Here is a 13,519-nt window from a genome sequence, read left to right on the forward strand (position 1 = left end):
ACAGGCGCTCCGACGTCGCGCCGACTCGGATCGCAACGCAACGCAACGCGACCACTGCACGGACTGGAGGCGCGGTGCCGGCTGGCACCGCGCCTCCCGTCCGTCAGTCAGCGCGTCAGCGCGGGATGACCGAGAACAGGAACCGTTTCCGGACCATGTACCAGGCCAACAGGATGAGCAGGGTGTGGGTCGCGAAACCGATCCACGCGTTGCCCCAGTCGATGCCCGGGATGGACGCGATCGCCAGCGCGAAGAACACCTGCCACACGAAGACGTAGAGGCTCGCCTGGCCGATCGGGATCCACAGCCAGCCGATCACCGTCGAGATCGGCTTCCAGAACACGGTGAGGATCGCGTAGGAGACGATCGCGAAGAAGGCGATGTCCACCAGGCGTCCCCACTGCAGGTCGACGCGCTGGTAGGCGGTGTTGTACAGCTGGTCGTACATCGACGCCGAGAACGGCGCGGGCGTGAACCCGAAGTGGTTGCCCGCCCACACGTACACGAGGAACAGGGCGTAGCCGCCGATGCCCACGCCGATGAGCACCTTGCCGAGTCGTCCGGTGAGGGCGGCGATGATCTGGCGACGGTAGTACCCGAGCACGAGGCCGTGGGTGAACACCACCTGCCAGGTGAGCAGCGGGAACACCGCCTCGAACTGGGAGTTCAGCGGCCGGAACTCGGGGTTGAGCGCCTGGAACAGGTACAGCGCCCAGCTGACGACGAGCAGCGCCCACCAGAAGCCGCGACGGATCACCCACATGAACGCCGGGATGAAGAGGCTCAGCACGACGAAGAGCCCCATGATGTTGAACGGCCACGGGCCCATCTCGAGCAGCAGGAACTGCCGGATCGCGTACCAGGGCGGCGGGTAGGCCAGCAGCTGCATCGCGTTCGGGTAGAGGTCGTACACGCGCCCCTCGGCCCCGACGCCCCCGGTGCCGGTCCCCCGGTCGGTGAACGTGGTGATCGCGTCGGTGTTGAGGAAGGGCACGAAGCTCAGCGCGAAGACGACGAGGATCACCGCGAGCGTGACGAGGTACTGCTTCCGCGCCCGCTTCCACGCCCCGATCGCGGCCGCCCACTCGCCGAACTTCTTGATGGCGAACGGGTACGTCATGCCGAGCACCATGCCGGACAGGAACACGAACATCTCGGCGCCCGTGATCGCACCGACGGCGTGCAGCGTGATGTACGAGTACGGACCGCCGATCTCGATGTGGGTGATCACCACGGCGAGGATGATGAAGCCGCGGAACAGGTCGAGCCGGAGGTCACGCCCGGGCTTGCCGTCGTCCGGGTACCGCCAGCTCGGCAGCAGGCGGCCGAACAGCCCGCTCAGCAGGAAGACCACCGCCAGGCCGACCGCGCACCAGACGATCCACGCCATCTGGTCGCCGCCGGTGTCGTACTGCTGGTCGGTCGCCGCGGCCCCGGCCTCGGGCGTGACCCGTTCGGTGACCGGTCCGAAGACGAAGTCGCCCGCGCGTTCGAGGTCCGTCCGGAAGGAACCCGCGATGCCGGGGACCGCGGTGTCGCGCCAGTCGGCGACCCGGTTGCCGGCCTCGGGCTCACGGCGGTTCGTCTCGAGGAACGTCACCCCGCGGATCAACGGGCGGTCCTGCACGGCGGCGATCACCTGTCGCCACCAGCCCTGCTTCACCGGGAGTTCGTCGTCGCCACGGAGCGAGTGGTCGTACAGCGCCCCGGTGTCGAGCAGCATCGGCCGGTCGTCCGCCACGGCGAAGCGGTCGTAGAAGCTCCCCCGCTGTCGCTGCTCGTAGCCCCAGGTCTCGTCGAAGCGAGCGGAGACCTCGCCGGCCTCGGGGACGTCGTTCCGGGTGAGCGGGACGTCCCGGCCGGCGGCCTCGGTCGCCTTGCCCTTGCCGAAGTACAGCATCGACAGCCCGACCCAGTCGACGGCGGAGTCCCCCGGCCAGTACGGCGCGTAGGGGTCGTCGGCGGCGGTGAGCCGCCCGTCGCCGTTCGTGTCGAGCTTCGAGACGTCCGTCGCCGAGAGGTCCTGCAGGCGTCCCGCGGACTCGCCGAAGGGGTACCCGGCGCCGTACGACGGGGACCACACCATCAGGGCGTCCGAGCTGCCGGCGTGCACCGCCGTCGCGAGCGCGCGGAAGGCCTGCACGAACTGGGTCGGCTGCTGCCCCCACCGCACCCACGTGCCGTTCATCTGCGGTGCGAACCGGACGAGGACCTGGGTGTAGTACTGCCGGTGGACGTCCTCGAGCAGGGTGTTCGCGGCTCGGGCGTCGGCGGCGGTCAGGGACCCGAGCGACCGGTCGGGCTCGAAGCTCACGACGAGGACCGCGCCCTGCGTCGCCGCCGCTCTGGTCGCGCGGAGGAACTCCTTGCGGGCGCTGCGGTCGAGCGGGTACGGGATCTCGACGCCGTACATCGACGGTGTCGCGCCGAGGCGTCCGGCGTAGCCGTCGGGGGCGTCGTCACCCCAGTCGATGTCCGGGCCGAACCAGGTCGTCCCGGAGCTCGGTCCCGCCGCGGCGGCGGTCGTCGCAGACGCCGCTGCGGCGGTCGTCGCAGACGCAGCTTCGGCGGTCGTCGCCGACGCCGCTGCGGTGGTCGTCGCCTGCACCGCGGACGCCGGCAGCGCACCGCCCAGCGCGAACGTCGCGAGGACGACCAGGAACGCGAGGAGCCGGGCGGCGGGTCGGCTCACCGCGTGCACGCCAGGGTCCACACGTTGTGCCCGCCCTCGTGCCGGTGCTCGAGCCGGTCGAGTGCGGCGATCGCGAGGGCGAGGCCGCGGCCGCTCTCCTCGTCGACGTCCGCCATCGTCACCGCGGCGAGGTCGATGTCGACGGGCAGCCCGTTGTCGGTGAGGACGGCCACGAGTTCGCGGTCGGTCACGTCGAGTTCCACGGTGTAGCGCCTGCCTGCTTCCTGGTCGGCACGACGGGTGTGCTCGACGATGTTCGCCGCGATCTCGGCGACGGCGGTCTCGAGACCGAACCGGAGTCGGAGGTCGTCGATGCCCAGGGCGTCCCACCACGAACCGAAGCGGTCCTGCACCTCGTCGAGCGACTCGGGGACCGCGGGGACGTCGAACTCGATGCGCTCCGGGCTCACAGGGGTCCTCCGACCGTGCTCGATCCGTGTCCGGACCGTGCCGTCCCGGGCCCCCGGTACAGCACCGCACGGATGACGATGCTGAAGATGAACAGGTCGAACACGACCCACGCGGTGTTCACGAGGGGTGCGATGCCGGATGCCTGACCGGTCAGGTACCGGATGCCGATCAGCACGAGCGCCGCCACGAGGGCTCCCATCGCGACGAGCTGCGGCTTGACGAGGTCCCACCGCGGCCGCTGCTCGGACTCGTCACGGACCTTCGGGGTGACCCGGAAGCCCAACGGCTTGCCGCGGAACACGTTCTCGAAGGCGCTCGTCACCGACTCGATCCACACCGGGAACAGCGCCAGCGAGTACTGCTGTCCGCGCCACGTCGGTCTGCCGGCCGCCACCACCCAGAACAGCAGCTGGTTCAGCACCAGGAACGGGATGAGCCGGGCGAAGAAGTCCACGCTGTACGCCTGGACCGGCACGACGCCGAACGACAGGCAGAGCACCGGCGCGGCGATGTAGACGATCGCGGCGAAGCCGGACAGGTAGCTCCACATCGTCGAGAAGTACATGAGCCGCTGCCCCCACGAGAGCCCCTTCTGCACGAGGGGGTTCTCGCGGAAGAAGACCTGCATGGTGCCCTGCGCCCAACGGAGCCGCTGCACGAGCATGGTCGGCAGGTCTTCGGGGGCGAGGCCCGTCGCGAGGATCTCGTCGTGGTACGCCGACTTCCAGCCGAGGCCGTGCAGACGCATCGCGGTCGCCATGTCCTCGGTCACCGAGATCGTCGCCAGGGGCATGATCGGCTGGGCCTCGTCGTCGCGGTTGACGTCGAGCGCGCGGGTGAGCACGGCGATGGACTCGATCGCGGCGACCGGCGAGGCGTCGCGACGACCGAGGACGTCGAGCGCCGCGTCGTCGAGGCCGGCGAAGGTGTTCGCGTCGGTCGACATCGCCGCGAGCTCCTGCAGGTCGTTGCGGACGGACTCGAGGTCGGAGGCCGCGAACCGGTAGGAGATGGCGTCGATCCCGCGCTGGAAGTCGTAGGTCACGTCGCCGAGGGGCTCGCCGCGCTCCACCTGGTCGCGAGCCCGGTCGATCACGGCCTCGGCCTCGTCGAGGGCGCCGAGCACCCGCTCGTCGGTCTCGGTCTCCCGCGCACGGGCGAGGAGCTTCCGCGAGGTCTTGATCGTCCGCGCGACCGACGCCTCGACCTCGCGCACGTAGCGGGTGACCCCGAGCTGCATGAGCGCTTCGCGGCGGAGGATCGCGTTCGAACCGCAGAAGAACGCGGCGTTCCAGCCGTCCTTCGACTGCTGGATCGGGCCGTAGAACAACGGCGCCTGGCTGCCGAGCAGATCGGCGTCGGGGACGTTCTCGAACCACTGCGGCGTCTGCACGAGCGCCATCTCGGTGTCCTTGAAGTACCCGAGCGTGCGGTCGAGGATCGCCGGGTCCGGCACCTGGTCGGCGTCGAGGATGAGCAGGAACTCGCCCTGGGTCGCGAGCAGTGCGTTGTTGAGGTTGCCGGCCTTGGCGTGCCGGGGCCGATCGACCCAGTCGGCCCCACGGGTGATGATCCCGATGCCGAGCGACTCGGCGGCCGCACGCATCTCCGGACGGTTGCCGTCGTCGAGGATCCACGTGGCGTGCGGGTGGCGGATGGCCTTCGCGGCGCGCGCGGTGCGGAGCACGAGGTCGACCGGCTCGTCGTAGGTGGTGATGAACACGTCGACGGTGACGTGGTCCCCCGGCGAGGTCGGTGGCTCGCCGCGTTCACGGAGCCGCCAGGCCCCGAACGCGAAGAGGAGCGAGTCGATCACGCTGTACGTCTCGGCGAGGATCAGCGGCACGGCGATCCACCACGAGTGCCAGTTCACCGACGCGGCCCACCGCCACACGACGTAGTTCACGCCGGCGATCGAGGCGAGCAGTGCGACGGTCCGCACCGTGACGAGTCGACGCCGGGACGTGCCGGTGGTGAGGCGGCGGCGGTCCTGCCGGCTGACGTCGAGCGCGGTCACCGGGTGCCCCCGACGGCGTCGCCGAACGTGCTGCGTCGCAAGCGTGCCTCCCTGATCCGTCGGCCCCGGCCGCGGCGCGCGCCCGAGGGTGGTGGTCCGTCCGGGGTGACTCCAGGTGTGCCGTCCCGGGCGAGGGCTGCGCCGTCGGGTACGGCCGGGGCCCACGACCTGTCTACCGCAGGGAGCACCCTCCTGCCAGACCGGCGCCCCGGTCTGGGGACAGCCCGCATCCGTCCACCGGCGTGGGACGGACAGCACTCAGTCGAACGCGGCGACGATCCCGAGCCCCTCGGCCAGCCGGGCGACGACCTCGTCGAAGAAGGCCGCGCCGTCGGAGACCGACCCGACGTAGTGCCCGAACAGCTCGAACGACACCGTGCCGAACACCGTCGTCCAGGCCATGAGCGTGCGGGCGAGGACCTCTTCCGGTAGCCCCGTTCCGAAGGCCCGGAGCGACTCCACCCCGTCGGCGACGGCGGGCGTGAGCCGGCCCGGGCCCGACCGGGGCGCGTCCGGCGCCCGGTACCCGGGGTCGGCCACGGCATCGGCGACCACCCGCACGATCGTGAGCGTCGTCCGCGACGCCGGCTCGACGGTCGATCGCGGCGCGGCGTACCCGGGCACCGGCGAGCCGAACAGGAGCGCGAAGTCCCCCGGGTGGGCGATCGACCAGGTGCGGATCGCTCGGCAGACCGCGACCCACCGTGCCCCCGGGGCCGGACCCGCTGCCGCGTCGGCCGCCTCGACCGCGGCCCCGAGCTCGTCGTAGTCGGCGATGAGCAGCGCCGTCAGCAGGTCGTCGCGGCTCGGGAAGTACCGGTAGACGGCCGACGACACCATGCCGACGTCACGGGCCACGGCCCGCAGGCTCAGCTGCGATGGACCTTCGTCGGTGAGCCGCACCCGGGCGGCGGCGAGGATGCTCGCGTGCACCGCCTCGCGAGCGCGGGCTCGGGCGGTCGGGGCCGTGTCGGTCATCCCTCCACCATGCCACGCGAGAGCACTGCACACAAACGAGAGCACTGCTCTTGCAATTCGACGACCGGGCGTGCATCCTGGACACAGAGAGCGGTGCTCTCGCTCACGAACGAAAGCAGGAAGTCATGTCCCACCAGCACGTCGTCGTCGGCGCCGGTCCCGTGGGCCGTCACGTCGCCGCACTCCTCGCCGAGCAGGGCGAGCGGGTCGCCGTCGTCACCCGGTCCGGCCGGGACACGGGTGTCCACGGCGTCGAACACGTCGCACTCGACGCGTCCGACGCCGACGCGCTCACCCGCGTCACCGACGGGGCCGCCGTCCTCTACAACTGCGCGAACCCCGGCGACTACACGCAGTGGGAACGGACCTGGCCGCCGCTCGCGACCGCACTGCTCACCACCGCCGAACGGACCGGCGCCGTGTACGCGATCACCGGCAACCTCTACCCGTACGGTCCGGTGGACGGCCCGATGCGCGAGAGCCTGCCGGACGCCGCGACCGACCACAAGGGCATCCTGCGGGCACGCCTCTGGGCCGATGCGCGCGCCGCGCACGAGGCCGGACGGGTCCGCGCCGTCGAGGTCCGCGCGTCGGACTACGTCGGCCCCGGCATCGGCCAGAACGGGCACGTCACCCGCGTGCTCCCGGCCGCGCTCGAGGGCCGGTCCGTGTCCATGGTCGGACGCACCGACCTGCCGCACACCTTCACCGACGTGCTCGACGTCGCACGGATGCTCGTCGCCGCCGGTGCGGACGAGGGCACCCACGGGCGCACCTGGATGGTGCCGAGCAACGCGCCCCGGACGCAGGTGCAGGCGCTCACCGAGGTCTTGGCCGCGGCCGGGAAGCCCCCGGTGCGGGTCGGTCGGATGCCCGTCGGCGTGTTCCGCGCGATGGGCCTGGTGTCACCGATGATGCGCGAGATCGCCGAGATGGGCTACCAGTGGACCGCGCCGTACGTGGTCGACGACTCGGCGAGCCGCGCCCGGTTCGGGATCGAGCCGACCCCGTGGGACGAGGTGTGCCGACGGACCGTGACGGGTGTGGTGTGACCGCCACGCACGGCAGGACGCCAGGCGCGGCACCCGCTGGCACCGCGCCTGGCGTCCGGCGTCCGGTCGGGTCCGACCTCAGATCACCAGCAACCGCGTGAACGCTCCGGCGGACAGCCGCTGGGCGACGCCGCCGGCGGCGTCGAGCCGCCAGAGGCCCGGTGTCGCACCGGCACGCACGTCGATGAACAGGTCGCCGGCCTCGTCGGCGGCGCCGATCCACAGCCCGCGCCCCTGGGCCTTCACGCCGCTCGTGACCCGCTCGGCCACGGAGCCGTCGGCGTTCCGGGACACGACGCTCGTGATCGTCTTGTCCGCCGAGCAGCCGGTCGGGCTGGAGTCCGCCGGGGCGGCGCACCACTCCGCAGACTTGGCGATGAGCAGCGAACGGGTGGTCGTCGCCGCGTAGTCGAATGCGAGCCGGTCGTCGGCGGCGGTGAGCGTCGACGAGCCGGCGGCCAGGAGCACCCACCCGCTGGCGCCGGAGGCACCCGTCGCGGTGTAGTTCAGGTAGAGGTTGCCGTGGCCGTCGGCGAGGACGCCGGCGAACACGCGGTACCCCGTCTCCGGGAAGCTCCGCGTGGTGCGCGCACCCGAGGGTGACACGGAGACGACGGTGCTGTCCGCGCCCGCCCGGCCGAACGTCACCGCGGAGACCGTGCCGTCGCGTCCGACCGCCCACCCGGTCCCGGCCGAGGGGATGATCGCCCTCGGCGCGGCACCCGTCACCGGCAGCTTGGTGATCGCGCCGGTCGACGAGTCGACCCAGTACAGGTTGCCGGCGACGTCCGAGCGCAGGTCGGCGCCGAGGTGCAGACCCGTCGCCACCGTCCGGGGAGCGGCGCCGCCGGCCGGGTACATCACGATGGACGTGCGGTCTCCCGAGGGCACGAAGACGTCGCCGACGTCGTCCGCCGTGAAGCCCGCGCCGTTCGGCGCGATCGTGGTCGGTGCGCCGGTCCCGCTGACCGGGAAGCGCACGACGGAGCCGGTGCCGTCGAGGGCGTACAGCGACTGCACGGTCCGGACCGACCCGGGCGCGGTGTAGCGCACCGAGACGGCCTTGCCCGCGCCGCGGGACCCGACCGCACGGACCGAGAACGTGTAGGTCGTGCTCGCGGTCAGGTCGCCGAACCGGTCGGAGCGGGCGGTCGCCGGGAGTCGGTCGACCCCGCCGTCCGGCTGCTGCTCGGCGGGCGACACCGTGACGCGCCAGCCGGTGACCTTCGCACCGGACCCCGGCCGTCCCCAGGTGACGGTCGCGCTGTCGGCGGCACCCGTGACGCGGACGGAGGTGGGCGCACCCGGCACCGACGAGGGTGCGGCCGTCGCCGGCGCTGCTCCCCCGATGACGAGCGCCACCGCTGCGGCGGCGGTGACTACGGCTCTGAACACGTGCGTTCCCCTCGGTCGTCCCGTGGTCCTGCGCCACGGCTAGGGGTATCAGACCACCGCTCGGGCGCCGCGGACCCGTCGGCACGGGGATCGTGCGGGCAGCGCACGCCCTCGTGCGTCATCCCGCAAGGCGGCACCCGGACGGCGGGGCGTTCCGTGATCCGCCGCGCGGGCAGCCCGCGCCCGGTCGTGCCTCAGTGACGCGGCTTGCGCTCCGGACGGTCGTCGCGGTCGTACCGACGCGGGCCGCGGTCGTCGCGGTCCCGACCACCGGCACGCGGCCCACGGTCGTCGCGGTCGAACCGACGCGCACCACCGGCACCGCCACCGCGGCGGTCCGGCTTGATCTCGATGAGCTTGCCGCTGATGCGGGTGTCCGTCAGCCGGTCGAGCACCCCGGCGTCCATGTCGGTGGGCAGCTCGACGATCGAGAAGTCCGGACGGATCTGGATCGCCCCGAAGTCGTCGCGGCGCAGGCCGCCCTCGTTCGCCAGGGCCCCGACGATCTGGCGCGGCTCGACGCGGTGCCGACGCCCGACCTCGATGCGGTAGGCGGTCATCGGCTGCGAGCGGCGCGGGCCACGGTCGGACCGCTCGCCCCGGGCGCCGCGGTCGTCGTCGCGGTCGCGGCGGTCGCTGCCCCGGCCGTCGCGGTCGACGCGGTTCCGCAGCTCGTCGGCCTTCGGGTCGAGCAGCAGCGGATCCTCGCCCTGCGCCACGACGGCCAACGCGGCGGCGACGTCGTCCGCCGGCACGTCGTGGTGCTCGACGTAGTGGGCGATGATGTCGCGGAACGCGGTGATGCGGTCCTGCTGCTCGAGCGCCGCGGTGATGGCGTCGTCGAAGCGGGTGAGGCGCGTCTCGTTGACGTCCTCGATCGTCGGCAGCTGCATCTGCGTGAGCGGCTGCTTGGTGTGCCGCTCGATCGCCGAGAGCAGACGACGCTCACGCGGGGTGACGAAGCTGATCGAGTCGCCCGAGCGGCCGGCACGCCCGGTGCGGCCGATGCGGTGCACGTAGGACTCGATGTCGACGGGGATGTCGTAGTTCACGACGTGCGTGATGCGGTCGACGTCGAGGCCGCGGGCGGCGACGTCGGTGGCGACGAGGATGTCGAGCTTGCCGGACTTCAGCTGGTTGACCGTGCGCTCGCGCTGGGCCTGGGCGACGTCACCGCTGATGGCTGCTGCGGCGTACCCGCGGGCGCGGAGCTTCTCGGCGAGGGTCTCGGTCTCGCTCTTCGTGCGGACGAAGATGATCATGCCCTCGAAGTCCTCGACCTCGAGGATGCGGGTGAGCGCGTCGACCTTCTGCGGGTACGACACCATGAGGTACCGCTGCGTGATGTTCGCGGCGGTCTTCGTCTTCGTCTTGACCGTGATCTCGGCCGGGTCGGTGAGGTACTGCTGAGAGATGCGGCGGATCTGCGCGGGCATCGTCGCCGAGAAGAGCGCGACCTGCTTGTCGTCCGGGGTCTCGGCGAGGATCGTCTCGACGTCCTCGGCGAAGCCCATCTTGAGCATCTCGTCGGCCTCGTCGAGCACGAGGTACTTCAGCTCGGACAGGTCGAGCGTGCCCTTGGCGATGTGGTCCATGATGCGACCGGGGGTCCCGACGACGACGTCGACGCCACGGCGGAGCGCGGACAGCTGCACACCGTAGGCCTGGCCGCCGTAGACGGGCAGGACGTGCACGTGCTTCATGTGCGACGCGAACTGCTCGAACGCCTCGCACACCTGCAGGGCGAGCTCACGGGTCGGGGAGAGCACGAGCGCCTGCGGCACCTTGGCGCCGGCCTCCATGCGGGACAGGATCGGGAGCGCGAACGCCGCGGTCTTGCCGGTTCCGGTCTGCGCGAGGCCGACGACGTCGCGCCCCTCGAGCAGCGTCGGGATCGTGGCCTCCTGGATGGCGGAGGGGGTCTCGTAGCCGATGTCCTTGACGGCCTTGAGCACAGCATCGCTCAGGCCGAGGTCGGCGAAGGTCACCACTGGCCCGTCGTCGAGGGTCTCAGTGGTGGTGGCGGTGTCCGTGCTCATGCGGAAACGGTATCTCGAATACGGCGTCAGCAGTGACGGTGTGGCGCGTCTCGCTCAGCGGTGACGCGCCAGCGGCACGCGAGACGCGCCGACCGAGCCTGCGAGGGAGGGCGGGGCGGGCCCGCACCGCGCCTCCCGTCCGCCCCGTGGTCACGTCCAGGACGCGTGCCGCGTCGTCAGGACGCGTCGCGCCGGTCCGTGGCGCCGATCCCGAGGACCGCGTCGGCGCGGTCGTTCAGCCGGGCGAGGAGCCCCGCGAGGGTGTGCAGCTCCCCGGTCGCGAAGGCCCCGGTGAGGTCGTCGAAGACCTCGGCGCCGGCGACGTCGAGCGTGTCGAGCAGCGTGCGTCCGGCCGGCGCGATCGAGACGAGGCTGGCGCGACCGTCCGCCGGGTCCGGTTCGGTGCCGAGGTACCCGGATTCGACGAGCGACGCCACGCGACGGCTGATCACCGGGCGCGAGAGCCCCGTGGCGTCCGCGATGGCCATCGACCGCACGGCCCCGAAGTGGTCGACCGCGCGCAGGATCACGCGTGCCGTGGGGTCGAGTCCCCCGCGCGACTCGATGAGCGATGACCGAAGGGTCTGCCGGACCCACAGTCGGTCGAGCTGGGCACGCAGCAGCCGCTCGGCGTCGTCCCGGTCCTCGGTCATGCCGCACAGCGTAGTGGGCGGAATTAGTTGCTTCCCGGAAGCAATGGATGTATCGTTGCGCGGTCTGCAAACTTTCACAGCAGGAAACACAGCACGAAGCAAGGAGCTCGATGACCGCCACCGCACCCGTCCCGGTGCAGCACGGCCGACGCGCAGCCGGGGTCCCCACGGACTCCGCCGCAGCCGGTCAGCAGCCGCTGATGACCCACCGCCAGATCCTCCTCGTGATCTACGGGCTGATGGCGGGCATGTTCCTGTCCTCGCTCGGCCAGACGGTGTTCGGCACGGCCATCCGGACGATCGGTGACGACCTGCACGGGCTCGACCAGCAGGCCTGGGTCACGACCGCGTACCTCATCACCTCGACGATCGCAACGCCGATCTACGGCAAGCTCTCCGACATCTTTGGACGCCGTCCCCTCTACATCTTCGGCATCGTGGTGTTCATCCTCGGCGCCGTGCTCTCGTCGATGTCGACCTCGATGCTCATGCTCGCCGGCTTCCGGGCCGTGCAGGGCATCGGCGCCGGTGCGCTGATGTCGCTGCCGCTGGCGATCATGGGTGACATCCTCGCCCCGCGTGAGCGTGCCAAGTACCAGGGCTACTTCCTCGCGGTGTTCGGCATCTCGAGCGTCATCGGCCCGCTCATCGGCGGTCTGCTCGCCGGTTCCTCCGAGATCCTGTGGATCACCGGCTGGCGCTGGGTGCTCCTCATCAACGTGCCGATCGGCATCGCGGCCCTCGTCATGGTGCTCGTCTTCCTGCACCTGCCGAAGGTGCACGGCGGCGACGGTGCGAAGCCGAAGGTCGACTGGTGGGGCGCCACGGCGGTCATCGTCACGCTCGTCCCGCTCCTGCTCGTGGCCGAACAGGGCCGCACCTGGGGCTGGGGGTCGCCCGCCGCGATCGCCTGCTACGTCATCGGTGTCGTCGGCCTGGTCGTCCTGCTGCTCGTCGAGTCGAAGATGGGCGACGCCGCGATCATCCCGCTCAAGCTCTTCCGCTCGGGCACGTTCTCGATGGCGACCGTCATCGGCTTCCTGGTCGGCTTCGCGATGTTCGGCGCCATGCTGACCATCCCCCTCTACCTGCAGATCGTCGTCGGCCTGACCCCCACCGAGTCCGGGTTCGCGACGCTCCCCCTCGTCGGCGGGCTCATGATCGCGTCGATCACGAGCGGCCAGATCGTCGCCCGCGTCGGCCGCTACCGGATCTTCCCGGTGATCGGCACCGCGCTGGTGTCCTCCGGCTACGTCGTGCTGACGTTCATGACGATCGACAAGCCGCTCTGGTTCCTGATGATCGGCATGTTCCTCATCGGCCTGGGGCTCGGCTCGGTCATGCAGTCGCTCACCCTGGCGTCGCAAGGCTCGGTCGAGGCCCGGGACATGGGCGTCGCCACGTCGTCCGCCACGTTCTTCCGCCAGATCGGTGGCACGCTCGGCACCGCGGTGCTCCTGTCCATCCTGTTCTCGGTCATGCCGTCGAACATCCTGCACGCGACCGCGGACCGGACCGACCTGCGCCAGGCACTCGAGGCGGCGACGAACCCGACCGTCGCCACGGCGCCGGCGAACCGCGGCGTCATGGACGAGATCTGGTCGCCGATCATCACCCCGCTCGAGCAGAACGTGCAGGCGTCGCTCGACGACGTCACCGCGCAGGTGCAGCAGGCGACCGCGAGCGCCCCGGCAGCCGTGCAGGACCAGGCCCTCGCCGCAGCGGCCGAGAAGGCCCACGCCTCGGTGCAGGACGGCAGGCTCGTCGTCGACTGGTCGGACGCCTCCGAGCGGTCGTACTGGGTGGGCGAGCTCACCCCGGCCGTCGCGAAGCAGGTCTCGGACAGCAGTGACTCCGGGTCGAGCACCATGAGCACGAACGACACCTCGTTCCTGACCGGTGCGGACAGCCGGCTCACCCGGCCGTTCATGGCGGGCTTCAACGCCTCGTCCGTGACGATCTACTGGGTCGGGCTCGGCGTGATCCTGCTCGCCTTCGTCCTCACCTGGTTCTTCCGGGTGCCGCCGCTGCGTCAGCGCTCGGCCCTGCAGGAGCAGGCGGATGCCGCCGATGCGAAGCGCGACGCCGACGACGACCGGCTCTCCGCCGAGGACGAGCTCGAGGCCGCCGCCGGTCTCGCCGCCGCCGAGGCGGGGTCCTTCACCGGCCCGATGACCGGATCCACCCCGACGCAGCCCGCGCGGCGTCGGTGACCGACCGGGGCGTCCGTCCGCTGTCCCCCTTCGTGGACGGGCGCCCCACACCACCACCCCAGGAGCGAC

Annotated in this window: 9 protein-coding genes; 2 read left to right on the forward strand and 7 right to left on the reverse strand. The window is 71.4% G+C overall.

Translation table 11 applies throughout. The features are described from left to right. Window positions 1-115: 115 nt before the first annotated feature. The 4 genes from opgC to ACIQUC_RS07020 form a co-directional block, all read right to left on the reverse strand. Window positions 116-2,692: an OpgC domain-containing protein gene (opgC, locus tag ACIQUC_RS07005; protein WP_402264826.1), complete on the reverse strand. Its 2,577-nt coding sequence runs from the start codon at window positions 2,690-2,692 to the stop codon at window positions 116-118. Then, window positions 2,689-3,102, reverse strand: coding sequence for an ATP-binding protein (locus tag ACIQUC_RS07010; protein WP_402264829.1), 414 nt, complete (start codon window positions 3,100-3,102; stop codon window positions 2,689-2,691). Before ACIQUC_RS07010 ends, opgC begins: the two co-directional genes overlap by 4 nt. Beyond that, window positions 3,099-5,120: a glycosyltransferase gene (locus ACIQUC_RS07015; protein WP_022908165.1), complete on the reverse strand. Its 2,022-nt coding sequence runs from the start codon at window positions 5,118-5,120 to the stop codon at window positions 3,099-3,101. Before ACIQUC_RS07015 ends, ACIQUC_RS07010 begins: the two co-directional genes overlap by 4 nt. 258 nt (window positions 5,121-5,378) lie before the next feature. Then, window positions 5,379-6,098, reverse strand: coding sequence for a TetR/AcrR family transcriptional regulator (locus ACIQUC_RS07020; RefSeq protein WP_022908164.1), 720 nt, complete (start codon window positions 6,096-6,098; stop codon window positions 5,379-5,381). A 125-nt stretch (window positions 6,099-6,223) separates the two neighbouring features. Here ACIQUC_RS07020 and ACIQUC_RS07025 point away from each other — a divergent pair, with 125 nt between their 5' ends. Continuing rightward, on the forward strand, window positions 6,224-7,150 hold the full coding sequence (locus ACIQUC_RS07025) for an NAD-dependent epimerase/dehydratase family protein (RefSeq protein WP_022908163.1): 927 nt from the start codon (window positions 6,224-6,226) through the stop codon (window positions 7,148-7,150). Window positions 7,151-7,228: 78 nt separating this feature from the next. On the opposite strand, the gene ACIQUC_RS07030 is transcribed toward ACIQUC_RS07025, so the two are convergent. From ACIQUC_RS07030 to ACIQUC_RS07040, 3 genes are all read right to left on the reverse strand, one after another. Beyond that, window positions 7,229-8,545, reverse strand: a complete 1,317-nt coding sequence (locus ACIQUC_RS07030) for a fibronectin type III domain-containing protein (RefSeq protein ID WP_402264833.1) — start codon at window positions 8,543-8,545, stop codon at window positions 7,229-7,231. 194 nt (window positions 8,546-8,739) lie between these two features. Further along, window positions 8,740-10,584: a DEAD/DEAH box helicase gene (locus ACIQUC_RS07035; RefSeq protein WP_402264836.1), complete on the reverse strand. Its 1,845-nt coding sequence runs from the start codon at window positions 10,582-10,584 to the stop codon at window positions 8,740-8,742. Window positions 10,585-10,760: 176 nt separating this feature from the next. Continuing rightward, entirely contained in the window at window positions 10,761-11,237 is a 477-nt protein-coding gene (locus tag ACIQUC_RS07040; RefSeq protein WP_309778753.1) for a MarR family transcriptional regulator, read from the reverse strand. A 110-nt stretch (window positions 11,238-11,347) separates the two neighbouring features. Here ACIQUC_RS07040 and ACIQUC_RS07045 point away from each other — a divergent pair, with 110 nt between their 5' ends. Next, the gene (locus ACIQUC_RS07045) at window positions 11,348-13,450 is read left to right on the forward strand and encodes an MDR family MFS transporter (RefSeq protein ID WP_402264839.1); all 2,103 of its coding nucleotides are present in this window, start codon (window positions 11,348-11,350) and stop codon (window positions 13,448-13,450) included. Window positions 13,451-13,519: the final 69 nt, after the last annotated feature.

Source organism: Curtobacterium sp. NPDC098951 (assembly GCF_044759965.1).
In the GTDB taxonomy this organism is placed as follows: Bacteria; Actinomycetota; Actinomycetes; order Actinomycetales; family Microbacteriaceae; genus Curtobacterium.

Coding starts and splice junctions, on each gene's coding strand:
- ACIQUC_RS07020 (WP_022908164.1), bottom strand. CDS start 6,098: ATGACCGACACGGCCCCGACCGCCCGAGCCCGCGCTCGCGAGGCGGTG.
- ACIQUC_RS07025 (WP_022908163.1), top strand. CDS start 6,224: ATGTCCCACCAGCACGTCGTCGTCGGCGCCGGTCCCGTGGGCCGTCAC.
- ACIQUC_RS07035 (WP_402264836.1), bottom strand. CDS start 10,584: ATGAGCACGGACACCGCCACCACCACTGAGACCCTCGACGACGGGCCA.
- ACIQUC_RS07040 (WP_309778753.1), bottom strand. CDS start 11,237: ATGACCGAGGACCGGGACGACGCCGAGCGGCTGCTGCGTGCCCAGCTC.
- ACIQUC_RS07045 (WP_402264839.1), top strand. CDS start 11,348: ATGACCGCCACCGCACCCGTCCCGGTGCAGCACGGCCGACGCGCAGCC.